General features: G+C 64.1%; 19 protein-coding genes, 7 tRNA genes and 1 pseudogene. 14 read left to right on the top strand and 13 right to left on the bottom strand.

The genetic code is table 11. The features are described from left to right. Positions 1-30: 30 nt before the first annotated feature. Positions 31-1,617 (top strand): IS1182 family transposase, encoded by a 1,587-nt coding sequence (locus OWM54_RS12260; protein WP_267697625.1) that lies wholly within the window; start codon positions 31-33, stop codon positions 1,615-1,617. A 513-nt stretch (positions 1,618-2,130) separates the two neighbouring features. On the opposite strand, the gene OWM54_RS12265 is transcribed toward OWM54_RS12260, so the two are convergent. From OWM54_RS12265 to OWM54_RS12275, 4 genes and pseudogenes are all read right to left on the bottom strand, one after another. Then, a complete protein-coding gene (locus OWM54_RS12265) occupies positions 2,131-3,378 on the bottom strand; it encodes a hypothetical protein (protein ID WP_267697626.1) in 1,248 nt (415 codons plus the stop codon). A gap of 240 nt (positions 3,379-3,618) precedes the next feature. After that, positions 3,619-3,840 (bottom strand): transposase, encoded by a 222-nt coding sequence (locus OWM54_RS43370; RefSeq protein ID WP_420715324.1) that lies wholly within the window; start codon positions 3,838-3,840, stop codon positions 3,619-3,621. Next, positions 3,841-4,521 carry a hypothetical protein gene (locus OWM54_RS12270; RefSeq protein ID WP_267697627.1) on the bottom strand — a complete coding sequence of 227 codons (681 nt, stop codon included), beginning with the start codon at positions 4,519-4,521 and terminating at the stop codon, positions 3,841-3,843. It lies immediately after the preceding gene. 553 nt (positions 4,522-5,074) lie between these two features. Continuing rightward, a pseudogene (locus OWM54_RS12275) lies at positions 5,075-6,192 on the bottom strand (IS256 family transposase). A gap of 676 nt (positions 6,193-6,868) precedes the next feature. Here OWM54_RS12275 and OWM54_RS12280 point away from each other — a divergent pair. From OWM54_RS12280 to OWM54_RS12310, 7 genes are all read left to right on the top strand, one after another. Then, positions 6,869-6,939: transfer RNA gene (locus OWM54_RS12280), tRNA-Lys, on the top strand. A gap of 272 nt (positions 6,940-7,211) precedes the next feature. Further along, positions 7,212-7,284, top strand: a tRNA-Phe gene (locus OWM54_RS12285). 101 nt (positions 7,285-7,385) lie between these two features. Continuing rightward, positions 7,386-7,459 (top strand) — tRNA-Thr (locus OWM54_RS12290). Positions 7,460-7,480: 21 nt separating this feature from the next. After that, positions 7,481-7,551, top strand: a tRNA-Ala gene (locus OWM54_RS12295). Between the two features lie 6 nt (positions 7,552-7,557). Further along, positions 7,558-7,631, top strand: a tRNA-Arg gene (locus OWM54_RS12300). A 16-nt stretch (positions 7,632-7,647) separates the two neighbouring features. Next, positions 7,648-7,722 (top strand) — tRNA-Arg (locus OWM54_RS12305). 102 nt (positions 7,723-7,824) lie between these two features. Then, positions 7,825-7,897 (top strand) — tRNA-Val (locus OWM54_RS12310). A 16-nt stretch (positions 7,898-7,913) separates the two neighbouring features. Here OWM54_RS12310 and OWM54_RS12315 read toward each other — a convergent pair. The 5 genes from OWM54_RS12315 to OWM54_RS12335 form a co-directional block, all read right to left on the bottom strand. Beyond that, positions 7,914-9,134, bottom strand: coding sequence for a tyrosine-type recombinase/integrase (locus OWM54_RS12315; protein WP_267697628.1), 1,221 nt, complete (start codon positions 9,132-9,134; stop codon positions 7,914-7,916). Next, positions 9,131-9,331, bottom strand: a complete 201-nt coding sequence (locus OWM54_RS12320) for a helix-turn-helix domain-containing protein (protein ID WP_267697629.1) — start codon at positions 9,329-9,331, stop codon at positions 9,131-9,133. The genes OWM54_RS12315 and OWM54_RS12320 overlap by 4 nt, the downstream gene beginning before the upstream one ends. 5 nt (positions 9,332-9,336) lie before the next feature. Further along, positions 9,337-9,906: a hypothetical protein gene (locus OWM54_RS12325; protein WP_267697630.1), complete on the bottom strand. Its 570-nt coding sequence runs from the start codon at positions 9,904-9,906 to the stop codon at positions 9,337-9,339. Positions 9,907-9,966: 60 nt separating this feature from the next. Beyond that, entirely contained in the window at positions 9,967-11,976 is a 2,010-nt protein-coding gene (locus OWM54_RS12330; protein ID WP_267697631.1) for a DNA polymerase, read from the bottom strand. Positions 11,977-12,059: 83 nt separating this feature from the next. After that, positions 12,060-12,590 (bottom strand): hypothetical protein, encoded by a 531-nt coding sequence (locus tag OWM54_RS12335; RefSeq protein ID WP_267697632.1) that lies wholly within the window; start codon positions 12,588-12,590, stop codon positions 12,060-12,062. 341 nt (positions 12,591-12,931) lie between these two features. Here OWM54_RS12335 and OWM54_RS12340 point away from each other — a divergent pair, with 341 nt between their 5' ends. After that, entirely contained in the window at positions 12,932-14,266 is a 1,335-nt protein-coding gene (locus OWM54_RS12340) for a PIN domain-containing protein (protein WP_267697633.1), read from the top strand. 81 nt (positions 14,267-14,347) lie between these two features. On the opposite strand, the gene OWM54_RS12345 is transcribed toward OWM54_RS12340, so the two are convergent. Continuing rightward, complete coding sequence (locus OWM54_RS12345; RefSeq protein ID WP_324289083.1) at positions 14,348-16,261, bottom strand: helicase; 1,914 nt, start codon at positions 16,259-16,261, stop codon at positions 14,348-14,350. Positions 16,262-16,442: 181 nt separating this feature from the next. On the opposite strand from OWM54_RS12345, the gene OWM54_RS43375 reads away from it, so the two are divergent. Further along, positions 16,443-16,619 carry a helix-turn-helix domain-containing protein gene (locus OWM54_RS43375; RefSeq protein ID WP_420715325.1) on the top strand — a complete coding sequence of 59 codons (177 nt, stop codon included), beginning with the start codon at positions 16,443-16,445 and terminating at the stop codon, positions 16,617-16,619. Between the two features lie 81 nt (positions 16,620-16,700). Here the strand turns inward: OWM54_RS43375 and OWM54_RS12350 are convergent, their stop codons facing one another. Continuing rightward, positions 16,701-17,978, bottom strand: a complete 1,278-nt coding sequence (locus OWM54_RS12350; RefSeq protein ID WP_267697635.1) for a PD-(D/E)XK nuclease family protein — start codon at positions 17,976-17,978, stop codon at positions 16,701-16,703. Between the two features lie 265 nt (positions 17,979-18,243). Here OWM54_RS12350 and OWM54_RS12355 point away from each other — a divergent pair, with 265 nt between their 5' ends. Beyond that, positions 18,244-19,125, top strand: a complete 882-nt coding sequence (locus tag OWM54_RS12355; RefSeq protein ID WP_267697636.1) for a hypothetical protein — start codon at positions 18,244-18,246, stop codon at positions 19,123-19,125. Between the two features lie 89 nt (positions 19,126-19,214). Here OWM54_RS12355 and OWM54_RS12360 read toward each other — a convergent pair whose 3' ends face one another. Continuing rightward, positions 19,215-21,512, bottom strand: coding sequence for a virulence-associated E family protein (locus OWM54_RS12360; protein WP_267697637.1), 2,298 nt, complete (start codon positions 21,510-21,512; stop codon positions 19,215-19,217). A gap of 600 nt (positions 21,513-22,112) precedes the next feature. Between OWM54_RS12360 and OWM54_RS12365 the strand changes: the two genes are divergently transcribed. Next, a complete protein-coding gene (locus OWM54_RS12365) occupies positions 22,113-22,829 on the top strand; it encodes a sigma-70 family RNA polymerase sigma factor (protein ID WP_267697638.1) in 717 nt (238 codons plus the stop codon). Positions 22,830-22,947: 118 nt separating this feature from the next. On the opposite strand, the gene OWM54_RS12370 is transcribed toward OWM54_RS12365, so the two are convergent. Further along, entirely contained in the window at positions 22,948-23,991 is a 1,044-nt protein-coding gene (locus tag OWM54_RS12370; RefSeq protein ID WP_267697639.1) for a toll/interleukin-1 receptor domain-containing protein, read from the bottom strand. 349 nt (positions 23,992-24,340) lie between these two features. On the opposite strand from OWM54_RS12370, the gene OWM54_RS12375 reads away from it, so the two are divergent. Both OWM54_RS12375 and OWM54_RS12380 read left to right on the top strand, forming a co-directional pair. Next, positions 24,341-24,751 carry a hypothetical protein gene (locus OWM54_RS12375; protein WP_267697640.1) on the top strand — a complete coding sequence of 137 codons (411 nt, stop codon included), beginning with the start codon at positions 24,341-24,343 and terminating at the stop codon, positions 24,749-24,751. Beyond that, entirely contained in the window at positions 24,751-26,163 is a 1,413-nt protein-coding gene (locus tag OWM54_RS12380) for a terminase large subunit domain-containing protein (RefSeq protein ID WP_267697641.1), read from the top strand. Before OWM54_RS12375 ends, OWM54_RS12380 begins: the two co-directional genes overlap by 1 nt. Positions 26,164-26,172 lie beyond the last annotated feature (9 nt).

The following is a 26,172-nucleotide window of genomic DNA, read 5'->3' on the forward strand; positions in this document are numbered from 1 at the left end:
TGTTCAGGTCGCCACCTTCGGAGGTGGCGCATGGAACGCTGGAAGCCGGCTGTGGAGCAGAGCGCACGGGAGCAGCGCCTGCTGAAGCTGGCGGGGAAGAGCAGGAAGCTTTTCGTCTTCCTGCGCGAGCATCGGCACGAGTTGTTCGACGAGGCCTTTCAGGACGAGCTCGAAGCGATGTACCGACAGACGGGCCAGGGACAAGAGCCGCAGCCGCCCGCGATGATGTGCATGGCGCTGTTGGTGCAGGCCTACACGCAGGCATCGGACGCCGAAGCCGTGTGCCTGTCGGGCACTGACAGCCGGTGGCGGATGGTGTTGGACCGACTCGGCGCGGACGAGGACGAGCCCGCCTTCTCCCAGGGCGGGCTGCAGCAATTCAGGGAGCGACTCATCGCGACCGAGATGGACCGCCGGCTGCTGGAGCGCACCGTTGAGGTGGCGAAGCGGACGAAGGGCTTCGACCCGAAGAAGACGCCGAAGACGCTGCGCGTGGGGGCGGACAGCCGCCCTCTGGAAGGGGCCGGGCGGGTTGAGGACACCATCAACCTGCTCGGCCACGCAGGCCGCAAGGTGGCCGAGGGCATGGCGCTCGCGCTCGGCACCGACGTCGAGGAGGTGTGTCAGCAGGCGAATGCGCCGTTGCTGATGGCCAGCAGCATCAAGGCCGGCCTCGACATCGATTGGAGCGCGCCCGACGCGAAGCTCGGCGCACTCAATCGCCTGTGCCGACAGCTCGACCGTCTCATGGCCTGGGTGGCGAAGCAGTCGAAGTCGTGCGTCGCGGCTCCACTGACGCGCTACATCGAAGCGCTCGCGCAGGTGAAGGCGCAGGACCTTGAGCCGCGTCCCGAGGGCGGAGTGCAGATTCGGCAGGGCGTGGCGGCCGACCGTCGCATCTCAATCGAGGACCCGGACATGCGCCACGGGCGCAAGAGCAAGAGCAAGCGCTTCAATGGCTACAAGCAGCACGTCGGCACCGACCTCGACACGGAGTTCGTGGTGGCCTGCGCCGTGACGCCGGCCAACCGACCCGAAGAGGAGGCGACGGGGGCCCTGCAGGAAGACATGGCCCACCAGGAGCTCTTCCCCGACGTCCTGCTCATCGACAGGGCGTACCTCAACAGCCCCATGAGCGAAGACGTGCTGGCCAGCGGCGGCGACGTCGTCTGCCGGCCGTGGCGTGGAGCCAGCGCGAAGCCCGGACTCTTCGGCAAGCGCGACTTCAAAGTGAACATCCGCGACGGCACCATTACGTGTCCTGCTGGCGAGGTGGAGCCCTTCGAGCCCGGCGCCGTCGTGCACTTCGACCCGGAAGCCTGCGGACCATGCAAGCTGCGCCCGAGTTGTACCCAGGCGGCGTCCGGCAAGGGGCGCAGCGTCACGATGGGCGACGACGAGCGGCTCCAGAAGCGCCTTCGCTCACGTCTGCAGTCGCGCGCAGGCCGTGCACAACTCCGCGAGCGTGTCGGTGTCGAGCATCGCCTGGCACATCTCGCCAACCGCCAGGGCCCGAAGGCCCGTTATCGAGGCACGCGCCGCAACCTCTTTGACCTGAGGCGACTCGCGGCCGTCCAAAACCTTGAGGTCGCCGCTCGCTACCAGCGCGCGGCGTGACCTAACCTGTTCGGCGCTCTAGGAACTGCCGCTTCCAACAGGGGCTCTGCGACTCCAGCGTCCCACGGCCGAGCCTCGCAGGCCTTGCGGGGTCTCCACCTCCGGGAGGCCGCGTGCCAGGCATCCCACGTGGGGAGTCTTACGCGGGTATCCACGGCTCGATCATGGATGAGGCGCGGACCGCCCAGGTCCGACGGCCGACGCAACCGGTGGTACCGCCGAAGAAGCGTGAGCGACCACACCGGGCAGATCTCTTCGTCAAGAAGCTTCTCGGAGACCAGCCCAGGCCAATCCCTGCTCCACAGCAGGCCCGGCCCGCCAACGGTCGGTGTACGGGGTCTCAAGGCCCCTCCCCTTGAAGAGTTCGGCCCGTCGACAGCGCGCCAATAACCACGAGGACTCGGGAAATTTTCCAACCCGAGATGCGAATGATGGGTTTCAATTCCTTGCACACCCACCATTCGCTTCCGTTTGGAACGCCACCCTGGGCGGGGACACCGTTGGAGACGGTAATTACCGGGCGCTGAACTCATCCCAGGGGAGGCAGGGCTTCATCTCTTCGGGAGGGATGAGGTATCGCTCCTCCCGGCCCAGGTTCTGGACCAGCCCCGGCGCGGCGAAGCCAATCTCGCCCCCTCCATCAAACCGCAAGGCCATCCAGTCATTCTGCGCTGCACGAAACACCTTGTCAGCGGTGCCAGAGCCGTCGAAATCCATGGCGTAGCGCCTGAAGTCGAGATTCCCATTACCATTAAAATCAGCGTGATTCCCGTTTCCATAGATCACCCTGCCATTGACACGCAGCGCCGTGAAGCTGCCGAGGTCATTCACGGTGGTCGGAGGAATGGGCGTCAGCGCCACCAGTTCAAAGACATTCGCTTCGTCGAAGGCGGCGACCTGGACACGCGAGTAGTCGAACACAAGCGCATTGTTGAACCTGAACCCATAGAAACCATACTCGTAGTTCATGACACTCAGATAGTTGGGCTTGAAGTTGTCATTATCATCGCCGCCGTGGAGCAGGCCAAGGTTGTGCCCCAGTTCGTGCATAAAGATACCGGCTTGCTCCAGCTCCGATCCTCCCCCCATGAAGCCCATAGTCACCAGGAAGTCGTGCGCAGGGGCACCGAACGAGTAGCCAGTGGAGTTTCCCCCGTCATACTGATGCGCGAACACCATGTAGTGGAAGTATGGCGCGCGGGCCGCGGCGAAGTATTTGTTCTTGAGGATGCCGAACTCCCACCACGCGGGGGATAGATCTAGGTCCGCGTCCGCAGCGGCAATCTCCTGGTCCACCACCACGTGCAGCGTGATGCCACTGGTGCCATCGGGGTTCGTCACCGGGGCGTTAGCGAAGGAGGTGATGACCCGGTTCAGTGCGGCCTGAGAGGGCCTGAGACCCGGGTAGTAATCCGCCTCGACGAAGACGTCCTTTTTGCGCGGGTTCGCGCCGAGCGTCGGCAGGTCTAGGATGCCGCCGAAGCCGAACGCCTCAGCGTAGTCACCAAGGCGGTCGCCGTCCGTGTCGGTGCTATTGGGATTGGTTCCCAACACGGCCTCGACGAGGTCGCAGATGCCGTCGCTGTCCGTGTCCAAGGCGGCGAGCGGGCATCCTGGGACAGGAAGAAGCATCTGCGCCGCCATGGCCAGGTCCTGATGGGGGACTGCCTTCTTCATCTCTTCGGGGGCGGCGACGTCACATCCGGCCAAGACCACGAATGCCACCGAAGCCGCCAGTTGGAACTTTTGAAACAGGGACATAAGGCACCCAGAGCAGACCAGTACACCGCCGGTCTGTAATTCTTGAATAACACCACGCATGACAGCCCATTGCTTCCCCGTGCCAGACTAAGGGCAAACGGTGAAGCGTGGGGTTGTTCATACTCCGCTTACCAGCCCATGGATAGTGGCCTTAGTGCCTACGCCTTCAAGGCGTGCCCAAGGCCTTGACAACTAGGGCATCCAGGTCGATGACATCGCCTGGGATGGCCTCGGCCCCCGTCACTTCCACCGGCTTCGCTTCTCCATAACGGAAGCGTGAGCGCGCGGCCCGCTCATTCCTGCGGGCTTCGGGAGAATGGGTGGAGGCTCGAATCCGGGAGGCCAGACCACCGAGTCTCCTCGAATGCCGACGATGTATGGCAGCCCCCGTCGCGTGAGTTCCTTCAGGAGCTTGACGTCGTTTCCATATCCGCAGTCTGCGAGGAACAAGCGCTGCTTCACTCAGAAGCGCCAATAGAGAATGGGCACGGGGATGTCATGGACCGATACCACCTTCAGGACGAGCTGCAGGGTGGGCAGCGGCACGAGGCGCCCCACGGCCCCCGTGCTCAGGAGCCCGAGGACAACCGCCAACGCAAAGGGGCCTCCTCGCGCCGCGTGCAACGCCTTCAACGCCCGCATCGCGAAGACAAGAAAGAGGGTCGCAGGTCCCATCATCAACAGCACTACGGACAACCCCACCCACTCCGGAGCCTGTTCGACGAGAAATCGCTTCTCCCCCCGAACAAGGACGCCCAGACTCCAGGCCACCGCGCCGAGCGCATGGACCAACAACATGCCGAGCGTGGCGAAGGTGCCACCCGCGTAGAGCACCATGGCCACGGAGCTGGACCAGCGCCGCTGACTCCCGAAGTGCCGCAGCACGACATGCATCACCAGCCCGAGCTGCGCGTAGTACAGATGCGGCGCGAGCGACATCAGGAACTCCGAGAACAGGGACCGCGGTGGCGGCTCCCCCGTCAGCGTCAACAAGGCGCGGGTGCCGAAAGTCACCAACGTCGCCCCCACACTCACGAAGGCCAGCGGATTCATAACCTCGTCCCACCCTCCGCGGGCCCAGCGCTGGGCGAAGCGTCCGGGGCCTCGCGCGAACTCCCAGGCGGTGACCAGCACCTTCAGCACTGGGGCTAGGACATCCTTGTCCCAGCGCGGCTCTTCGACGGGCACTGCCGTCTCGGACTTGGGGCTTCCCCCTGCGGGCACAACTTCGGAGGGCGGCGGCACTGAAGCAGGAGCGGCCATGAACCTCGACTCTAGACAGTGGCGAAGAGCATGAGCCGAACCGGCGCGCCACCGCGCCAGGCGCTCCGTTGGCCAATGAACATCCCTCGTACGCCGCACAGAGGAGAGGCCAGCGCGGTCGAGCGGGGATTGAGCCTGAAGCTCAGACTCGAATTTCGCCCTGATAGGCCGCGCAGAGGCCATCGCCTCAGTCGAGGAAGAACTCTGACGGGCGCGCGTCGATGTAGCGCAGGAAGAAAGCTTCCAGCTTCCCTTCGTCGTAGAGGCGCTCGCTCAGCGGGTCGATGTGCTCGTTGAGCCAAGGGGCAAGTCCCGAATCGTGTGTAGTTGGTTCGGAGGGGGTTCGGGGGAGGAATGCTCCTTGGCGGGGTCAAGCAGCGGCAGTGTCTGGGGTTGAGTTGAGCAGGGCCATGTCGAGGTAGCGGCGGTCATCTCAGATACCAGTCACTTCGAGGGCGACGGCGGTGATGAGACGCAGCGCGCTGGCACGGTCCGGGAAGGCGCCCACGGAGCGGATGCGGCGCTTCACTTCGCCGTGCAGACGCTCCAGGCCGTTGGTGCTGCGCAGGCGCTTCCAGTGGACCTTGGGGAAGAAGCAGCAGCAGGTGGCTGCGGCGAAGCCCTCGCGCAGGCACTCCATGGCCTCGGGGACCTGGCGGCCCAGTCCGGACTGGAGCGCCTCCAGACGCTTCCTGGCGTCCAGGAGAGAGGGGGCCTCGAAGACGGCCGAGGTCTGCTTGCCGAGGCGTCCTCGCAGGCGCCAGGGCGCCTTGGCGAGGACGTTCCGGGTGAGGTGCACCGTGCAGCGCTGGAGCTGGGGGCCTCGGGCAGTGCCTGCCGGGCCGCGGCGGCCAGCCCCGCGTGCCCGTCGGCGATGACGAGCCTCACACCCCTCAACCCTCGCTCGAGCAGTTGGCGCAGCAACTCCAGCCAGGAGTCCTGCGACTCGCTGCCTCCCAGAGTCACGGCCAACAGGTGCCGGTGCCCATCCTCTCCCACGCCGTAGGCCACCAGGGCCGAGACGTTCTGCACCGTGCGCGCCCACCGGGCGTCCAGGAAGGTGGCATCCAGGTACAGGTAGGGGAAGGCCTGGGTGAGAGGCTGGGTGCGAAGGCCCTCCACCTTCTCTTCCAGGGACTTCGTCACTCGGCTCACCGTCGAACGCGAAACCTCCTCGCCCATGAGCGCTCGCGTCACCCGACCCATCTTCCGCGTGGAGACGCCCTGCACGTACGCGCTGGTAATCGCCTCGTCGAGCTCTTCGCTGCGCCGCTTGTAGCGACCCAGGACGGCCTGTGCCGAGCCGCTGGCCCGCGTCCGGGGCACGGCCACCTCCAGGTGCCCCATGGACGTCAGCAGGCCGCGCAGGTAGCTGCCGTTGCGCTGGTCTTTCCGCCCCGCCACCTGCTGCCAGCGCCCGGCCCCCACCAGCCCCCGAATCTCCTCCTCCAGCAGCATCTCCAGCGTCATGCGGATGGCTCCCAGGAACAGGCCTCGCACGTCGGTGCGCACCTCCTCGTGCGAGGGCGCGGCAAACTCGGTATCGTCCACTTCAGGGAACTCCTCGGCTCCCCTGCCAGGGGGAGACCGTCTCGGTTGGTTTCACCGAGGAGCTTCCCTCTTTCCCGCTCGTCCCTGCTCGCCGACTACACACTTATAGGGACACGACCCTCAGGCCCGATAATGGCGGCCTCCTACTGACACTCGGGCCGCAGAAAGCCCCTCAATTCATCGAGCCGTGTCAGGAACGAAAATCCCCCGCCGTAGAGTCTCCCTGAAAGGAGCGGTGACCATGACGATGTTGACGATGCGGACGAACCCGATGAAGCGCAGCAATCGCAACAGCCTCTGGCCCCAGTTCGACGCCGCCTCCTCGGCCCTCGTGAGCTCCGGCTCGAATTCCACCGTGGGATTTGGCCGCCTTCACGGTCTTCCGCCCGTACCCTTCTGCTGAAGCTCGCGCTCCGTAACCCAAGCGCCAAGCCACGCAGAGGCCGGGCTCCCATCCAGGGGACCCGGCCTCTCGGCTTTCAGGGCTCCCCCCTTCCGAAACATCGAGCATCCGGGAAGACGCGCGGGCCTGTAGCGCCCGCGCCCGACAGGGCACGCGGTCGCACGTGAGAAGTCCAGGCTCGAGCCCGCACCCGACAGCATCAAGGTCTCTGACCACTGAATCGTCGTGGTGAATGTCATGCCGCCCGCCAGTAGGAGGGGCGGCGAGCAATCTGCCTCCGTAGCTCATCGGAAGAGCATCCGCCTCTTAAGCGGACGGCGAGGGTTCGAATCCCTCCGGAGGTACTCATACCGGGGTCGTCTAACCAGCAAGGATGGCGGACTCTGACTCTGCAGGTGCAAAGCCTGCCTCCGGTTCTCTCCATGCCCCTCTTCTGAGGGCCAGCTCCCTGCCGAAGTTCGCAGCACCAATCGGACCCCGATTGAAGGACAACCGCAGGCTCCAGTCTCAAACCCCTGAATATTACTTGCCTTTCCACAGCCCAGAGAGTTCGAGTTCTCTAGAGAAAAACAGAGAACGAGTTCGCACAGAGTTTCGTTCGGGGAGCTTCACACTTGCCGACCTGGCGTAGGTGGTCCGCGCGCCCGTCTGAAGAGCGGGAGGACTCGGTTCGATTCCGAGGGTCGGCACTCGCAGCACCTCTTCACCTTCATAGGCCGCGCTCCGGGAGCAGCTTGGACTCCAAATCCGAGCGGGCGGGGTTCAACTCCTCGGCGGCCTGCTTCGTCTCGCCCCTGTAGCTCAGCTGGTAGCAGCACCGGTTTCGTAAACCGGGGGTCGTCGGTTCGAACCCGACCGGGGGCACTGTTTCACGCGAGTCATCATGGGTCCGTAGCTCAATGGGAGAGCACTCGGTTTGCACCCGAGCGGTCCGGGTTCGAGTCCCGGCGGTTCCACTTCTCGCCCCTGTAGCTCAGTGGATGAGAGCGCACGGTTCCGAACCGTGAGGCCGCAGGTTCAATCCCTGCCAGGGGCACACTGTTTCTCTTCACGCTCCCGTAGCTCAGCGGAACCAGAGCACGCGCGTCCTAAGCGCAAGGTCGCAGGTTCGAATCCTGCCGGGGGCTTCACAAGCTTTCACCTCTTTCTGCGGTGTGGGGTCGGTGCCCCACTGGGCCTCATAAGCCCGGCCTCCAGGGTTCGACTCCCTGCTCCGCAACTCGTCTTTCGCACGCCGAGCCAGCTGGAGACGGCGACGGTCCCACACACCGTTCCCGCCGGGTTCGATTCCCGGTTCGTGCACTGTTTTTGCGAGTCGTTACAGGTGGTTAGCGGTGGCGTCCCCGCGTGTTGCACGTATGTCGCACGCCAGCGCGAGGGGGCCGTCCAAGACCGTGACAGCCTTCCTCCGAGAGTCGGGGCTCAGGTGGGCGTAGCGCATCGTCATCTCGACGGTCGCGTGGCCCATCAGCTCCTGAATGACCTTGAGCGGCACGCCGTGCATCGCGAGGTGGCTGCCGTATGTGTGTCGCAGGTCATGCCAACCGACAGCCCCTTCCTCTCGGGAGATGCTCGCCGCTCGGAGGGCACGACTCAGCGGTGCCGCCATCTTTCCTCGGGTGAGTGGGCGCCCATCCTCCTGGCAGAAGACGAAGCGCCCCCGAAGGTGCCGGTGGGCCTTGAGCGCATCCACCACGGACTCAGGCAGTTCGACTGTCCGCTCACGCCCGCCCTTGGGCAAACCCTCAATGCCTCGCCAGATGCTTCGTCGGACGTGAAGCGTGCTGCGTGGCAAGTCCAGGTCGTTCCACTGGAGCCCAATCAGCTCTCCCTGTCGAAGCCCTGCCTTGACGGCCACGAGCAGCACGGCCCGCCATTGCGGCTCGGCCGCGGCGAGGAGCTGTTCGGCTTCCTCGAAGGATAGGAAGTCGAAGGGAGGCTTCGGGAGCTTCTTGAAGACCTTGACGCGTGTCGCCTGCGCAATGACCTTTTGCTCTTCTGCGAGTGCGAGCAACTTCTGGAGCACTGTCAGTACGTTGTTGATGGTCTTCAAGCTCAGCGGCTTGAGGTCCCTCTTCAGTCGCTTGCGGACCGCCCGCTTTGACGCAGACTCTTTCAGCTTGTGAGCCGCCGACTTCTTCTTGCGCATGAGCGCCTTGAAATCCTCGACCTTGACCGTGTCGATGCTCGCAAGAGTCATCATCCCGAAGAACGGGAGGATGTGGTCCCTGAGAATCTGCCGTTTGCTATCCACGCTTGAGTGTTTGTTGTTGTTCTCGCTGTAGGTGAGGAATCGCTCGGTGAAATCCGCCAGTGTCAGCGGCTCTTCCTCGCGTACACGCTCCCTTCCGAAAGTCCCATTGAGCAGGGCGTTGCGCAGCTCACGTTCGTATTGCTCAGCACCCCGACGGGTCTGAACGGGCGAGACCTTCACGACTCGCTGTTTCCGTCCGTCCGAGTGCTGAAAAACGAAGTCCACTTGCCACGCCTCCTCTGACTTCCCGTCCTTCGTCGTCCACTGCCGCAACCTGGCGCTCATCGTCGACTCCCAAGCGCAGAATCACGGCCCTTACCCGAGGGCGACGTTACGATGGCTTCCCGTCGAATGCGCAGCGCTTTTCCGACGCGGACCACGCCCGGCATCTGTCCCAGGCGAATCGCCTCGTAGAGCGTCTTCCGGTTCACCCGGAGGAGCGCTGCGGCTTCGTCGACCGTCAGGAACTCGGGAGGATGCATGGCGCTCACCTCGGGAAGACCTTCCGGGGCGCGAGTCGGCCGACGACGTGCAGACCGATGCCGATGGCGTCCCAAACGTTGTGGTGCTTGTCCTGGGCGCGCGGGAGCTGGACTCGCAGGTACTCGTGCGGTCGCTCGCAGAGGCGTGCCTTGATGCGCTCGACCATCACGTCGGCATCGAGCGTCCCCTTCCACTCGCGCGGCAGGTAGCTCCGCTCCGACGTGGCCTTCAGGGAGCCCGCGACGCGTCCCACGACTCCCGCCAGTTCGATGAGGTCGTTCGGGTCGCCCTTGCTCTTCCCGGCCGTGTAGACCTGGGGGCACTCGCTCGCGACGGTGACGGCGACGACCTCACCTGCGGCCCTGAACGGCTCCAGGAACGGCGAAACGAACGCGGACACCCCATCGGCCATCCGCGCCCATGCCGGAAGCCCTCGGGCCCGTCGCTCGGCATTGGTGGGCATGCCCGCCGCGAGCAGCTCGCCCGAGCCCAAGTCGAAGAGCGCGACGCCACATTCGCGAAGCCCGGGGTCGAGCGCCACGAGGAGCTGTCGCGCGGTGGAAGTTGAGTTCATCCGTTGCACCATCCAGAGAGCGCGTGTGCTTCCTAAATGGGTGCGGATGCCGGGCGTGGTTCAGGCCGCGCGCTTCGCGGGTGGCTCCCAGACGAGCAGCCGCCCGGAGCTGTCGCGCACGGTGGCGACGTCCTTCGACATGATGCGGGACAGTGCGGGCTCGGCTTCGATGGCGGGTGCCAGGTCGGGCGTCACCTCTCGCATTGCCTGCCGCATGAGTTCCGCCTTGCGCTCGGCCGCGTCGTGCAACTGCTGCGGGTCATCGGCGCGCAGCTCGCTAATCAGCTCGTCGTGGACCATGAGCACGAGCCGCGAGCCGTACAGGGGCGAGCTGCGGTCGACGTACATCTCGCGACTGACGCGCCACATCGCGCGCTTGCACCCGACGGCGCCGAGTCCCTGGAACGGCGTGTTCAGAATCTGGGTGTAGCCGCATGCGCCCCGCAGGATGTTGGCGCCCGGAATCATCACATCGGCGAACCCGCCCCCGTAGGTGCGCGACTTCGCCCGGTGCTGTAGCTCGCGCTGCTCGGGCCACGCGTTGAGCCACTTCGTGTCCAGTTCCTTCGCGACCTCGACGCACGCCCGGCAGACCATCTTCGGCTTGCGCTGGACGTGCACGACGACGCGCTCGACACCGCAGACGTCCGCGCGCTTCGCCAGCAGGCAGAAAGAGACGCGGTCCTTCGCGCGTGCGTTGTAGACGAGCGAGCCGCCCGTCATCCCGCCGCCCTTGCCGAAGTTGAGAATCTTCGCGAGCTGGCGGAAGGCGACCGCGACGGGCTCTTTCGCCTTCACCTTCGCGAGCAGCTCGTCGTAGCTCGTCCCCAGGAACTCAGCCGCGGCAAGGGTGTGGACGTCGAGCCCACTGTTAAGCGCGTCCGCCATCTTCGAGAAGCCCAGTTCCCAGATGGCCCGCTGAGCCATGGTGCGCAGCTCCAGCCCGCCGTAGTCGACCGAGCAGTAGACGAAGCCGGGGCGGGCCTCGTGGACCTCGCGAATGCCGCCCTTCTGCGGGAGCTGCTGGTAGTCGCTGGAGACGCGCGTCGTTGACACCAGCACGTTGAAGCGCGGGTTGATGGGATGCCCCGTGCCGGCCTCGACGACGTCCAGGTAGGTGGACTTGTACTTGTCGACGCGCCCGCTCTTCCCCAAGTCTTCGAGGAGTGCGTCACCCGAACCCAGCAGCGTGTCGCGGTCGGTCGCGACCTGGCCGTCGGGGAACCTGTCGCTGGGCGCGGTGATGGGAGGTTGCCCGTCGTAGGCGGCAGTGACGAGCGCCGCGAGGCACTTGGAGTCCTTCGTGCCGTCTTCGCGGTAGATGCCCGCCGCCTGGAACTTCGCCCGGTTTTCGCTCCACTCCCGCTCGACGCGCTCACGGAGCTGGGCCACCGACGCGCCGTTCGTCCGTATGCCCCAGATGGAGGCGAGATGGAGCGCGAAGGCGGCGCGCATCTGGTCGGCTTCGGCATGCAGGTTGCCGCCGTTGGGCGCCTCGCGCGCGATGGCCTCCTGCCGGTAGAAGACGTCGAGCGTGTAGCGAGCGTCGCGCTTCGGGTACTCAGCCGCTTCCTGGGGCCAGCGCTCGACAGGGACGCCGTCGAGTTCTGCGTAGCGAAGCCGCCAAGCCTTCGGGTTCTTCTTCTCCTCGCTGATGTCGAGCCCCAGGTGGCGCTGGACGAGGAGCGCGAGCGGGTAGCGTGCGCCCTCGTCATCGTCGAGCTTCCGGCCGGTGGACGGGTCGACGCCGTACAGGCCCCGGGCAATGTCGATGAGGGCTTCACGGACCTGGACGCAATGCAGGCGGCCGGCATCGAGCGCTGCGAAGATAGGGGCAACAAGGCGCGGGTCATCCGCCGCCATCACCCCCAGGTCATAGACGAGGTTCGCCCCAACGAGGTGCGTGTCGAGGGCGTTGATTGCCTCGTGGAAGAAGGCGCGGGCCTGAGCCTTGTCGAGTAGCCGTTCGGTGCCCGGGGCCTGAGCCGCGACGCTCCCGCAGACGAGAGGGGGCGCAAGCAAGCCGGGCTGAATCAGCCACGTCTCCGTGTCGAACGACCAGACGTTCACGGGATGCCTTGTGTGGAAGGGAGAGCGGCCCGTGTCGTGGGCCATCCGCCGACGGAACACGCGCCGTCAGTCGCAGCCCGGAATCAGGCCAGGGCGTCGGCGAGCGCGGGGAGCTTGCTGCCCTTGCGGGCCTGCTCGACCTGGGAGAGCTGCTCGTCGTTCAGCTCGACGTGGGACCAGCGGAAGCCGGTGATGACCTTGCCGGCGTGACCGTCCTTCGCGGGGAGCTGCTTGGGGAAGACCTCGCAGCGAATCAGGACATGGGTGCCCGCCTGCCGCTCGTCGAAGAACTTCTTCAGGACGGCGGGGTTCGCGAACTCGTGCTCGTCGGCCCCCACCAGCGTCATGAGGAAGGACTTGAAGCGTCCGCCGCCGCCCTTCTTCTGGTCACTGAGGTTCTCGACGTAGTCGACCGTCTCGCCCACGCGGCTGGGGAACTCGCTACCCGGGAGGGGTTCGGACTCGCGGACCTTCAGCTCGGCGATGGCCGAGTCGCCCTTGAAGCCCTCCTTCATGCGGATGACCGCGACTTCGAGCAGGTAGCGCCCGGCGCGAGGGTAGCGGCCTCCGGTGGCGGCCTGGGCGGTGGCAATCTTCGTCAGTGCGTTGTTCATGGTTACGTGGGCCCTTGGGCTTGGGTTGCGTCAGCAGCGAAGTGCGCTGACCCCACGTAAATGCGTGCGGATTCTGGGAATGGTTCAGTGTGCAGATGCCCGTATGGGGCGCTTTGCAGAAGTCGAGAAAAGGGTCGATATGCTTGGCAAGGACCGACTATGAGATTCTGTCTGAGTGGCTGCGCATTTCCGCCCCACTCTGCAAGCGTTTCGCGCTTGGCATTCGGGGGCTGCATCCATCGGGGCTCCCCTTGGTTCTGGAGAATCAAGCCGACCGGGTGCTCATCGACCCGGGGCGTTCAGTCTATGCGACTAGCACAGCAGGTGGCAGAATGGCCACCATGGCCAGCGACAAGAGTGATGGTTCCCCCGGCAGTGAAATGCTGATTCTGAATTCAGTATACCGGCATCCGGAGTCGATTTTTTCGTTTCGGCCGAGGCCGTTGCAGGAGATTAAGCCGAGTGCGATTGTTGTATTGGATACAAATGTCTTACTTGTTCCATTCAAGACGGGAAAGGACAGTCTTGTTCAGATTAGAAAGGTATATGAGGCGCTGATTTCCGAGAAAAGACTTGTTATTCCAGGGCAGGTTGCGCGTGAGTTTGCGAGAAATAGATCGGATAGGCTTAAGGAGCTTTATCAGCAAATCAATAGAAGGCGCCTTGTGTTGCCCGAAGCGGCGTATCCGCTGCTCGAGAACTCACCGCAATATCGGGAGATGAAGAGGCTGGAGGTAGATCTTCTGGTGAAGCTAAGAGAGCACGCTCAGGCTGTTGATCTCCTGTTGGAGGAAATCAAAGGGTGGCACTGGAATGACCCCGTGAGTGCGCTTTATCAAGATCTTTTTGGCGCAGGGGTAGTGCTTGAGTCGAGTAATCGCAGCGAGCGCGAGGTGGCTGTTGAGGTGGAGCGCCGCTATGCGCATGATTTGCCGCCTGGATATAAGGATAAGAACAAGGCCGACAGAGGGGTCGGAGACTATCTGATTTGGAGCACAATCTTGGAGGTTGGAAGGGCGCGGGGGGTAGATACGATTTTCGTTTCTGCGGACCGAAAATCTGATTGGTGGATTCAAAGTGAAGGGAGTCCTCTCTACCCTCGTTTTGAGTTAATTGAGGAGTATCGCCACGCTACGGATGGTAAGAATATACACATCATTGATTTTGCTACGTTGCTGAGAATGTTTGGGGCAACGAAAGAGGTTGTTGCTGAGGTTCAAAGCAAGGAGGTTCCGCTCACGCCGGTTGCCTCGGCCGTGCAGAGGATCCGACGCCTTTCGCTCAATATGGAGGTGAAGGCGAGAAGAACTCGGGCCGTAATGAAGTGGCTTCGCGGCTGGCAGGGGGTCGATGATGTAGAGCTGATTAGTGAGACATCTAATCGACAGTCGTATCGCATGATTTGGGATGTGCGGATGCCTCCGGGGAATGCGCGCACGGTGTTTGTGGGATATCCGGATAATGTCGTCGAGTGGGAAGACATTCGGGATTTGGCAGAGGCAGCCGAGTCAGAGGAGGTTTTTGGAACTGGTGGGCAGGTTGTGCTTGTTTTTGATGATCCGTTTTATGCGGAGATTAGCTCCGTTGCTATTGATAGATTGGCGTCATCTTCTGTCCCATTGAAGGTGCATGTGGGGACGATTGTGAATGATGTGTTTGAGTTGGTTTCGTATTAGGCCCGAGCGCGTGTGTGTGGCAACACGTTTTCTGGTTTGCAGGAGAGAGCCGGAGTAGTAGCCAGCCCGTTTATGAGATGGTCAGTCCTTTCTTGTGACTAGGACCTTCTGCGGTGTCCCCTCAGTCTCTTCAATGAATCGGGCGAAGTCGCGGGCCTTCTGGAAGGCCCCGACTAGCTCGTCGGTGTGTTGGTACAGTTCCACCTCGACTTGGTCGGCGAGCTGCCCCTGTCGGTGGCACCGGCCGATGGCCTGTTCCCACGCGGCACCGTCCGCTGGCGGGTTCACGAACAGCATCCGCGAGAACATCGTCAGGTTCTTCCCCGTCCCGTGGGCGCGGAGTGAAGCAACGATGGAGCGCTTCCCATTCTCCCGGATGATGGTCGCCGACGCTTCCGGGCCGCCGCCGTAGAATGGCACTCCCGACGCCTTCGCGATGCGCTCGCCAAGCTCCGGGAACTCGACCCACACAATTCCCGGATGCCCCTTGCGCAGCGCCCACTTCGCCGCGTCCTGCACGATGAAGTCGGACAGCCACACGGCCTCTGTGACGTGGACGACGCGCTTGTGAATCTCGCCCCATGCGGGCCAGGACACTGCGCGCCACGTCGGCAGGTCGCCGTCATAGGGCGGGGACTGGTGGGCGCGAATCGCGGCGCGCACGAGCAGCCCCGGGGAGTCCAGGTGCTCGGCGGGGCGCTTGAGGCGCTCGCGCAGCTCCCTGTTGAACTCCTGCCGGCGAGAGAACCAGCGAAGAATCAGCTCAGGGTCCTGCGGCACTCCCTGAATGGCCGGATAACGCCAGCGGTGGAAGAAGCCGCTCGCAAGCTGACGCGCGCAGACGACGCGTTGCAGCTCGTCGACGAACTCTTCGCCGTCGGGGCGTTGCCCGCCGAGCGCCGTTTGAATGTGGGCGAGCAGCTCGTCGGGGACCTTGCCCGGGTCGCGCGTGCGGATGACCAGCGGCATGCCGACGGCGCTCTCGTCAGTGGCCACGACGCCCGGGGTTGCGTTGCGCCAGCGCCGATATGCGTCCCGCACCTGACGGCGCTCGCGCTCGGCTTCGTTCTCGCCTTCGAGCGGGGCCAGGGGCGCGGCTGGGTCGACCAGCTTGAGCAGCTCCCCAGGGGGCGCAACGGCATGGCCGGGGTCCAGTGCCGCGGCCCACTCCTCGACGACGTGGTGCTTGCGCGGGAGCGGGCTGCCGTCACGTAGCGCGTACTCCGCGAGGTGGGCGTAGTCCTTCACCGTTCGCGTCGCCAGCGTGCCCGACTGGGCCACGAGGCGCGTTTCGGGGTGCTGTTCCAGGTATCGAAGGAACCGGCCCGTGCGTGCGCTCTTTCGGTCCTTCAGCTTGTGGGCCTCGTCGCAGACGATGAGGTCGGGGCGGATGCGCGTCAGGAGGTCGGTGCCTTCCTGGGTTGAGAACTTCTCGTAGGTGATGACGTGGAGGACCGGCAGACCAGGTCGGAACCATCTGCCGCCCGCGAGGTTGGGCAAGCGCCAGTGCCCGCCGTAGTAGTGCCAGTCTACGTCGACGAGCTGCGCGCGAAGGTTGGACGGCAAGAGGAGCACGGCGACCTTGCACCCGGGCATGACCAGGGGAAGCAGGAGGTCGACCAAGGTCTTCCCATGGCCCACGCCGATGGGGAAGAGCCCGCCACCCGTGCGCGCGGCTTCCAGGAGGGCAAGGCGCTGGATGGGGAGCAACGAGGATGGGCACCGCTTCCCGAGTGCCCGGCAGGTGCAACGAGCTTCAGGATGCGCGCGCAGCGAGGCTTCCAAGGTGGCGAAGTCGCCGTCCCCATAGATGCGCGCGAGGTCACGGCGAGGGAGGTCGAGAACCCGCACGAGGTCGGGGGACCAACCGACCGGTTGCCCCCTCGCTAGTGTGGCGCGGTCGCCCGTGACCTTCGCGAGGGCGATTGGCGTAGTGGTGGATGGGCGCTCAGCGGAAACCGCCGCACCTGGATGAAGTCGGTGGAGGAGTTTCATTCTGATGTGGGCACGAGTTGACCGTGAGGGCAGGTGGCCCAGGGCCAGTTGTTCTGAGCACGAGCAGAAGGGGGCCCGCCTCGTTAAGAGATCAACCGAGGGCGCCGTAGCTGATTTCAGAGGGCGCTTCTCGATGACAGCCCCCAATCAAGGGGGTGTACCTAGAATGAAAGGAGGCGAAATGTCCGGTAAGAACTGGCACTCCGCAACGCACGTGTGGAAGGACCTGGTCAGGCCGTCAACGAAGGCGAAAGCAGCGCGCGCGAAGATGATGCGTGGTGCGGGCATGCCTGTTTCTAAGATCGCCACGCAGCTTGATCTGAGTAGGAGCAGGATCTACGAGCTGTTGAGGCCGTAGGCGCGGCGTAGTCTCGTGCTGCTGCGTGCGGGTGCTGTTCTTGCACCCGCGCGAGCGGCAAATACCGCTGGGCAGATGGCGCTAGCGAATGCCGCGAACGACGACGTCGAACGACGGTTCGAGCGCCTCGACGATGACCTGCATCAGCTCCGAGTGCGCGAGCCCGAGCGCGAAGTAGTGCCCCGGGCAGGGAGGCTCGGCGCGAACGGCCATCGCCAGCGCGCCGCGCCACTTGCCGAAGCCCAGCGAGGAGTCCGAGCCAGCGAAGCGCACGTCGTCGACGCCGCCCGCCTCGGCGACCTTGCGGTGCATCCTGTCGACGTAGGCGGTGAGTGCCATCGGGGGCGGCCCGTCGAACGTGGTCGGCATGCAGTCCACGAAGAGCACGCTTCGCTGACGCGTCGACGCCGCCACCTCCGCGACCTGCTCAGACTTCGGGGGCCGTCCACGACGCTTCGGCGCGGGCTGCTCGGCGACCTCGGGGGCCACCTGGACGGGATTGGGCTGGGGCGCGTCGGGCGGCAGAACGGCGGGCAGGTCGGACTTGTTGAGCAACTTGTCACGCAGGGACATCGGTTTGTTCTCTCCTGTGAGGCACTTCGCCATGAACGGACACCCGCCGTACTTGGTGCAGGCGGGGCCGTAGTTCGCGGGCACGTCGGAAGCGCGGGCGGCTTGCGCGTGCTCCTTCATCGCTTCGACCTCGGGCTCGACCTTGGTCCGCCACTCGCGCGCGATGTGCTCGACGGGCACCGACGCGACGACAGAGGCGGCAAGGCGCTGGCCTCGGGTCTGGTAGTAGAGGTGTTCGAGTTCCAGGACGCGCAGGCCCGGGAAGCGCTCGACCTGGCCGAGTGCCCACGCGCCATAGCCGACCATCTGGAGCCCGGGTTCCGTGTCGGCGTCGGCGAGCTGCTCGGCTCTCGCGGCGTTGCTGGCGATGTTGCTCGTGAACTTGTGGTCGGTGATGCGCAGCACACCGTCGGATGCGAGTCGCCGCGCGTCCACGAGGTCGATGAACCCGGTGAAGAGGATTCCGCCCGCCGTCAGTGGTGGGGCACCGTCGAGGGGCTGTTCGACGAGTAGGTCGGCGCCGGGCGTCGGCAGGAGGTGGGCGCCCGCCTTCGCGAACGCGCCGAGCACGTCTTCACCCGTCGACAGGAAGTGCTCAAGCTGCGCGTGGCCTTCGGTGCCGACCTGCTGCGCCCCCGAAGTGGGCTCCGGAAGGCGCATGACCTTCTGGAAGAACCACGCACGGGGACACAGCTTGTGACGCTTGAGTTGCGAGACGCTCAACCGCTGGATGACCCCGGCGATGACCGAGGGAGTGTTGCTGGGGGCGTCGCGAGAGGGCGTCACCCTTCCTAAATGAGTGCGGATTCTGCGAGTGGCTTACATGCGAGGCCTATAGGGTAGTTGCAGGCAGCATGGGTCTAATCGACTCCAGTCAGTCGGTGCTGACCCGGACTGAATTGCTAGGCGTAACGAGCTTGATGAACGCCTCTGGCTAGGCCAGTGAAGGATTGTGAGTTGATTTGAGTCTTGTCACTGCTGATAATGGCTGCGTGGGGGTGTTTGGACGAGGCGCGTGTCGTTTTGTGGCGACGAGAAGGGGGATGCGAAGATGAGGCGTTTAGGCGAAACGGTGCTGGTGATTATCTTGGTTGCTGCTGGGCCTGCCTGGGCCAATCAGACAGCCGATCTTGTTGAGGGCGAGCAAGAGCCTGCCCCGGCTGTGCAGAACTCTGATGATGCGACAAGGGGCTCTGATGAAGCCGCGCAGGCTCTTGGTGATGCAGCACGGGAGCTTGGTAAGGCGGCCCAGGTTCTCGACAATGCGGCACAGGCTCTTGGTGGCCGCAAGCCCCCACCGCCGCCCGGGAAGCCTCGGCTCACTCTTGATGACATCAAAGGCGGAATGCTCTTTCGGCACGGATTCTCATTTGGCGTAGGATTCCAGGCGCACCTTCCGCGCACGTCGGGGAGGCAGGGGAGTGCTGGTTTTGGTCTTGTGCCATTTGTGTCTTTATTTCCTGCCACTTGGTTTATTGCTGATGAGACGAGTACGTATTGTGCGTCGAGATGGGGGGGCTTTGGAAAGGATGAAGCGAGGGGTATAGCAAATAGTGTGGCTCGCGCTCGTACCACTTCTCTGACGGGAGATAAGAATCCGAGTGATGCAGAAGTGCAGCGAGTTACCAATTGGGATGTTGAAAAGCCCGGGGCGTGGTGTTGGCGACAGTGGATAGGTTTGTACGTGGGTGTCCCTTCGAAGTTTAAGGCGGATGCTGCTCTTGGTGATGATGTTGCGGAGACAGTGTTCACCGAGTTTAATCCGATCTTTTCCGGAGGGGTGATTTTTTCGCCGAGTACATACTTCTCCGTGCTGGGTGGTCTTACTCGATCGCGGATCGCGGCGAATGGTTCTCCAAGTCACCCTGTTACATCCGTGAGTATTGGCCTCGGTGGCTCCATTGAGATAGTTGGTTTGCTTATTGGGAAGTAGATGGCCGATAGGTCCGGGGGCGCTGATACGGTTATTGGAGAGCGACGGTGAGCCCGTGATGACGTATAGCCGGGCTCATCAATCGCGGGTTAGCAGTTGCTGCGCGAATAGACTGTTGGCGGCACATGCTGTGTGTTGCGCGGCTCAGCGGGGGCGTTCTTCAGTTCGTCAGGCAGGTAGTAGACGAGTGGGCGCCTCCCGTCCCCCATCCGGCGCTGGCCACGGGTGAAGCCCAGTGACTTCAGGGCCGCCCCAATCTCCCGTGAGAACCGCATGTCCACCTGGGCGGGATGGAGTGCGAAGGCTTCGACGCCGACCTGGAGCAGCGTCACGTCGTTGGGCCGCCTGTCGGCCGGCATCTCGAGAATCCACTTCAGGATGACTTCCTTCCGGCTGTCCCCCACGTTCTCCATGCGCAGTGAGGCTTGCTGCTCGGCCCCGGCCGCTTCCTCATTCGTCAACCACCAGTCCTCGCCCTGGTGGAAGCGCACGACGGCCTCGGCCCAAATCTGGCTGCGGTCGCGAGCGAGCCCCTCAGTGTCGATGCGGGAGCACTTCACCGGCCAGAAGCGCCGATGCCCCGTGGGGTCTCGCAAGTAGTCATCGTCGTTGGTGGTCCCGACGAAGATGCACCGACGCGGGCTCTTCACGTTGGCGCGTCCATAGGGCGGCCGGTAGGTGTCCTCAACCCGAGTGATGAACGCCTTCAGGGCTTGGTCTTCGCTCTTCCGGAACGTGCTGAGTTCGGCCAGTTCGATGAACCAGAACTGAGAGGCGAGCATCGCGCTGTCCTTGCTGGTGACGTCGATGGTGGCGTCGCTGAAGTACCTGCCGCCCAGAATCCGGAACGCCGTCGACTTCCGCAGGCCCTGGGGCCCCTCCAGAATCATGACCGTGTCGACCTTGCACCCGGGGCGCAGCGCGCGCGCAACGGCTGAGATGGCGAACTTCGCGCCGACGGCCCGCAGGTAGTTGGGCTCACCCCGCGCGCCGAAGTACGTCACGAGCAGCTCGTCGAGCCGCGGCTTTCCGTCCCAGACGAGTTCCGCGAGGTAGTCGGCCACCGGGTCGTAGCTGTTGGCCTTGGCCACGGCCAGGAGCTGCTGCGCGACGACGTGCGCCTTCGGCATCAGGCCGAGCTGTCCGTACTTGCTGAGCTGAATCCAGTTGGCGACGAGCACGTCGAGCGTTTCCAGGTCCACGCTGGGGCCGAGGGGACTGGCCTCCACTTCGATTCCCTTTGTGACTTCGTTGAAGCGGAAGACGCCGCGCCACTCGGGGGACTTGAGGAGCACCGTGAAGACGTTCGCCTCGCAGTTGCGAATGCGCTTGCCGCCGTCCTTCATGGTGTCGAGCAGCAGCTCTCCCACCCAGGCGTCGGGGTCCGGGGCGTCTTCCTCGAAGCCGGGGGCGTCGATGGAGAGCGAGGTAGGCGCACTCCCGCCAAGGGCCTCCCAGATGGCGCGGTTATCGGCGAGTTGCGACGCATCCCGGGCCCGACGGCGTTCCTTGTGGCGCCGCAGCTTTAAGAGGGCCTGCTCGCACAGGTGCTCCGTCCCTTCCTGCCAGTTCGTGGCCGCGAAAGACGCACGGAACAGCTCGACGATGGCCGATTCGGGCGTGGCGAGCGGCAGGATGAAGGCCGCGCACGACATCAGGGTGTTCAGGGCGTTGTCTTGCCCGCCGACAGGGGCCAGGGGCTCACCAGCAAGGGCCCGGCGCACGAGGGCGACATGCTCGGGCTTCCGGATGCGCCGCAGAAGGGCCCTCAGCTCGTGCAGGTCGGTCGGAGCGCCCTCAGGGAGGGGCGGAGTAGCCGCAAGGCCCGAACGTGCCAGGGCGAGCAGCCCTTCGACGTCCAGGGGCATTCCCTCGCCACTAAGGGCCATGGGCTCGACTCCCTCGGGGGCATCCGGCAGGAAGTAGAGGCGTGCCAGGTCCTTGGTGGCCGGGTCGGCGGGGAGGTCGAGCAGGCGGATTGCGGCCTCGCGAACGGCGGACCACTCCCGGGGCAGGACGGGCCGGGACAACGGCATCACCAGCCGCATGCAGTAGTCCTCGGGCGGGCGGTTGCTGTGCGTCGAGTGGACCGCGAAGGCCAGTCCCCGGCTCCTAACGGCATCCAGGCAGGAGAGCTGCGACGAGCCGAGGTGGTCCAGGTCAAACACGGCCACGGTGACGGCGCGCACGTTCTCGGTGCGTCGTCGCTCGACGATGTCGACGGGGCTCCATGCCGGGCCATTCTTCGCGGGACAGCCACGCGGGCAGGGCGAAGTCGGGCAGTGGCTGCGACGATGGACGAGGAGCTTTGCTGACAGCTCGGTCCACGAGAGTTCCGCGACCTGCGGCACGTTGTCTTGCGCGGACGCGTAGAAGGCGACCTTCATCCGGTGGGCATGAAGGGGCGAGGGGACGGGCTTCGGGGCGGAAACGTCGAGTGGTTGGCTCACCCCTGCTAAATGCGTGCGACTTCTCGCAGTGGCCCGCGTGCTCGCTTTTGTTCGCCGGCAGGAGGGTATGTCAGCTCGTCACTCGTCAAAAACGCTGGCTTGCTAAACCCTTTAGCTCCCCCTACCTCTTCTCCTCCCTTGTACTACTTCACCTTCTTATTCTTTAGAGAGATAGAGAGAGTAAAGAGAAGAGAGGATAGACAGTTGACTAGATAGGGTCGGTTTGGAGCTGAGGTCTCTACCTCGGGCTCGACTCGCCCTCTTCTGCTGGTGCCGCCTGCTTCGCTGGGCCACGGTGAGAAGTCACACGCATTTACTCAGGGACGGCGCTCATGCCGTTGGGCTGCCGCCGCGCGGTCCTGTTCCGAGGGACGATGTGTCACCGTGTCTGAGACTGCGTGTGAATTGGGTGGGGTCGGCATGAGGCGTGCTTTGCGCGCGGCGATGTATCACGAGCCCAAATGTTTCAGGGCCAGCGCTGGGAGGGCCGTTGCACGCTACTGGTACGCCACGGAGGCAGCACAGCAGACTGTCCTCGTGGCGCGAATCGTTCAGGCCCGAGAGGACGGGGACGCCGCGCTTGAGCGACTCCTGTCCGCCGAGCTGCTCGTGTCCGTGCGTCCTGTCATCCGGTGCGCCGTCTTCAAGTGCCTGCCGTTCGCCGGATCGCTGTCGCCTGAAGATCTCGAACAGGTCGCCGCGATGGCCGTGCTGCGCACCGTCGACAAGTTCGACCCTTCGCGGGGACGGCAGTCGTTCGGCGACGTGGCCTACTTCCGTGCGCGGACCGCGTGTGAGCAGTACGCGCGACTCCACGCGAGCGACGTGCATCCGAGCGACGGCGCGCACAAGGGCCGCACGGCGGGTTCAGTGCGTGATGCCGAGCGCAACACGATTCGAATCCATCGCATGGATACACCGTCTCATTTCTCGGACGGTTCCCCGGGCCACGAAGAGTTGTTCGACGAACTGGAAGCCGCACTCTACGAGCGCTCGGGGCGTGATGCCGACGACGAGACGCCCGAGGCGATGCTGCTCGCCGCGGAGTCGCGAGCCCTCGTGTTCGAGGCTGTGCGGCAGTTGGCTCCCCAGCAGCGAGAGCTGGTGTCCCGTGTCTTCGGCATCAACCGCCCGGCGCAGTCGGTGCGCTCCGTGGCCGAAGCATGGGGCGCGCCGAAGAGCCGCGTCGACAGGATGCTCGCGCGGGCGCTGGAGGTGCTGCGCGAACTGATGGTCACCTGTTGGGTGGGGTAATGTTCTTGTTGTGGGCTCAATGTTGTATTGGATGAGAGCTGCGGGGGCGCCCGACTGAAACAGTAAGGCACTCGCCGCGAGTGATGTCTAGTCGAATAGCGCCATTGGAGGGCACGGTCTATTCGCTGGTGTCGTCTTGATGAAGAAGTCTGTGTTTTTTCCAGAATGGGATAAACTGTAGGCTGGCGGGATGGTCAGCATGTTCTTCATAGTAATGATGGAAAGTTGGCGGTGCCGACTTGAGAAAGGCGGCTAGCTCTCCGAGGAGTTGGTAGACGTCGCGATTCCGCTGCGTGGATTTTGTGGGCCAGATAATCCTTGCGGATGTGTAGTCACTCGTATGCATTGGCCAAGCATTCTCTGTTCGGAGTTGGCCGCGATTTACTGCGTCGTCGATTTCGCCCTCGCGTTCCGGAGGTTCCATGAGCTTCTTGCCGCGTATTTCGTACAAAAATGCGACTCGGACTAGCGGGGGTAGCTTTGCGAGCGTGGCTCGCAAGTCGGAGATTAGCTTTAGGAAGATCTGTTTCGCGTCTTCAAGTGAAGTTTCCGGCTGACTTGCTGGAGGAGTTGGCTTGTTTGCGGTTTTTGTGGTTGGGGATGTAGGAGGGACGGCGGAGCCTTTTAGTTTCTTGGGTAGTGCTTTAAGGAATGAATCGCGCTGCTCCTCGAAGGTCCCGTGCCCCGTCGGCGTGAGCCAGTTGGCTTTTGGCTGACTAGTCTTGGTGAATAGATCATAGAGAGCCGATAGGCTCCCTTTGTTGTTTAGCTTGAAGCACTGCGTTCCTTTTAGGACGCCAGTTGCATTTTCGAAATCAAGAGGTGGAACGAGTATTGGGATTAGGTTGCCAAATGCCCACGCTGCGCCTAGTTCCGCCATTGCGAAAGGGCGTTCGTAGTATGCTTGAGTGACTAGTGTAATTATGGTTTCGGCGCCTCGCAGGTTTTGGCGGATGTCTTCTGTGAAGTTTGAGCCTGGAGGAATAGGGCTTGCTGTGGCTGAGGTGTTGAAGATTGCTTCATGGTTTATTCCAATGCCACGTATGAGGATGGTGTCTATGAAGAAGTTGACAATGTCTCGATCTGAGGCTGCGTGGCTGATAAAGACTGGGCGGGTGGTGGGGTGTTCGATTGACTGTTTGCGCATCGGTTCTGAGGTCATGTGGGTGTTCTGCAGGGCGGAAGATTCTACTTAAGTGACCCTGTCGGGTTCTACCTGCAGGGACTGTGACGAAGCGTAGTGGGATCGACAAAGAAGCGAGGTAGGCCCTTGTGGGTGGGGATTCCCGTGGCGGAGGAATTTTGTGGCCCCCGGATAGATTTTCTGTGGTTGGACGAGTTCTGGCTTGCTCGGCGCGCACCACTTTTCAGAAATTTTTGGGAAAACTGCTGGGGCCGCTGCGTTTTGTTGGGCGCACCCATGAAAAAGCCCGCGAAACCGCACGCATTTAGATGGGGTGGCACGACCGACCAAACTCACCCCTGAGCTTCAGCAGCAGATCTGCGACCACTTGAGGTCCGGCCTCTTCCGTCGAGCGGCGGCGGGCCTCGTGGGCGTCGACGAGCAGACCCTCTCCCGCTGGTTCCACCGTGGCGCGAGCGAGCCGCGCGGGCTCTACCGCGAGTTCTTCGTCGCGGTGAACCGGGCCGAGTCCGAGTTCATGCAGGGGGCGACAGAGACCCTGCAAGCCGCCGCGACGACGAACCCCAAGCACGTCCAGTGGTTGCTGTCCCGCCGCTTTCCGGAGCTGTACGGCCGGCGCGACAACGTCGAGGCGAAGAGCCCCGAGGACCAGGCCGCCGACACCGCCGCCCTGCGCGAGCTGCTTATTGACCGGCTGGGGAAGTTCCTCCCCGACGAGCCTCCCGCGCCCGCCGAAGCCGCTTCCACCGTGCCGCCTGACGAGAAGGGGGGCGAGTGATGCGAAGCCTCCTGACTGGGGCCTGGGCGAAGTTCGCTGAAGGGCTCGCGCCCCACGAGTCGCCCGCGTCGAGGATGGTCCAGACGGCTGGCTCCCGCGCGCAGCTCGCGAAGCTCTTCGGCGGGCTCGACGACAAGGAAGTCGAGCTGCTCGTCTACGACCTCGACTACTGGGCGCGGCGCGAGCAGACCCCTCCGGACAAGTTCTCGACGTGCTTCATCATGGCTGGGCGCGGCTTCGGCAAAACTTGGTCGGGCGCACGGTGGGTCATCAAGAAAGCGTGGCAGGCGAAGAGCGTCGGCGCCCTGATTGGCCCGACGGCTGCCGACGTGCGCGACACGATGATTCGCGGCGCGTCGGGCATCCTGGCCCTGTCGCCCCCCTGGTTCACCCCGAAGTACGAGCCTAGTAAGCGGCGCGTGACGTGGCCCAACGGCGTCTATGCCATCTGCTACTCGGCGGATAAGCCCGACCGACTGCGCGGCCCGAATGCCGGATGGGGCTGGGGCGACGAGCCGGCTTCGTGGAAACACGACATGGCCGCGGTTGACCAGCTCCCGCTCGTGCTGCGCATCGGCACGCGCGAAGACCCGCCGCAGCTCCTCCTGACGGGGACGCCGCGTCCGCTGAAGAAGATTGAGGAGCTGCTCTTCGCGAACACGGAGACCCAGGAGCTGAAGCCGGGCGTCGTGCTGCGCACGGGCTCGTCGCTGAGCAACGCCGCGAACCTGGCGCCCACTGCCGTGGCGAACATGCGCGCGCTGGCGGGGACGCGTTGGGGACAGCAAGAGGTGCTTGGGCGCCTGCTGCTCGACACGCCGGGGGCCATCTTCGGCTCGGCGAAGTGGCGGCGCGTCGACGCGGACCCTCACGAGTACGCGCAGCAGTTGGACCGGCGCATCGTCAGCGTGGACCCGAGCCCGACGAGCGAGACGGGCTCCGACGAGACGGGAATCATCGTCGAGGGCTGCAAGTCGAGCGCGCTCTTCGGAGCCGACGGCATCCCCCTCAAGCGCGTGTCGGTGCTCGCGGACCTGTCGTGCCGGGCCAGTCCTCGAGAATGGGCGACGAAGGCCATCCGCGCCTATCTGGAGTGGGGCTGCGACGCGCTCGTGGTGGAGGTGAACACAGGCGGGGAGATGGTGGAGACGCTTATCTCCACCGTCGCGGGAGAGATGGGCGTGTCCGTCAACGTGAAGCCCGTCCGGGCGACGAGCGCGAAGAGCAAGCGCGCCGAGCCGGTGTCCGCCTTGGCCGAAGCGAGTCGCGTCGAGTTCGTCGGGACGTTCCCGAAGCTGGAACAGCAGCTCAGCAAATTCACCGGCATCAACGGGCGGCGTGATGACCGTGCCGATGCCTTCTGCTGGGGCGTCCACGACCTCGTGTTCGCCGAGCAGTTCTTCGCGGTGTGAGGTGATTGG

Origin of the sequence: Myxococcus sp. MISCRS1 (assembly GCF_026626605.1) — a bacterium.
Taxonomy (GTDB): Bacteria; Myxococcota; Myxococcia; order Myxococcales; family Myxococcaceae; genus Myxococcus; species Myxococcus fulvus.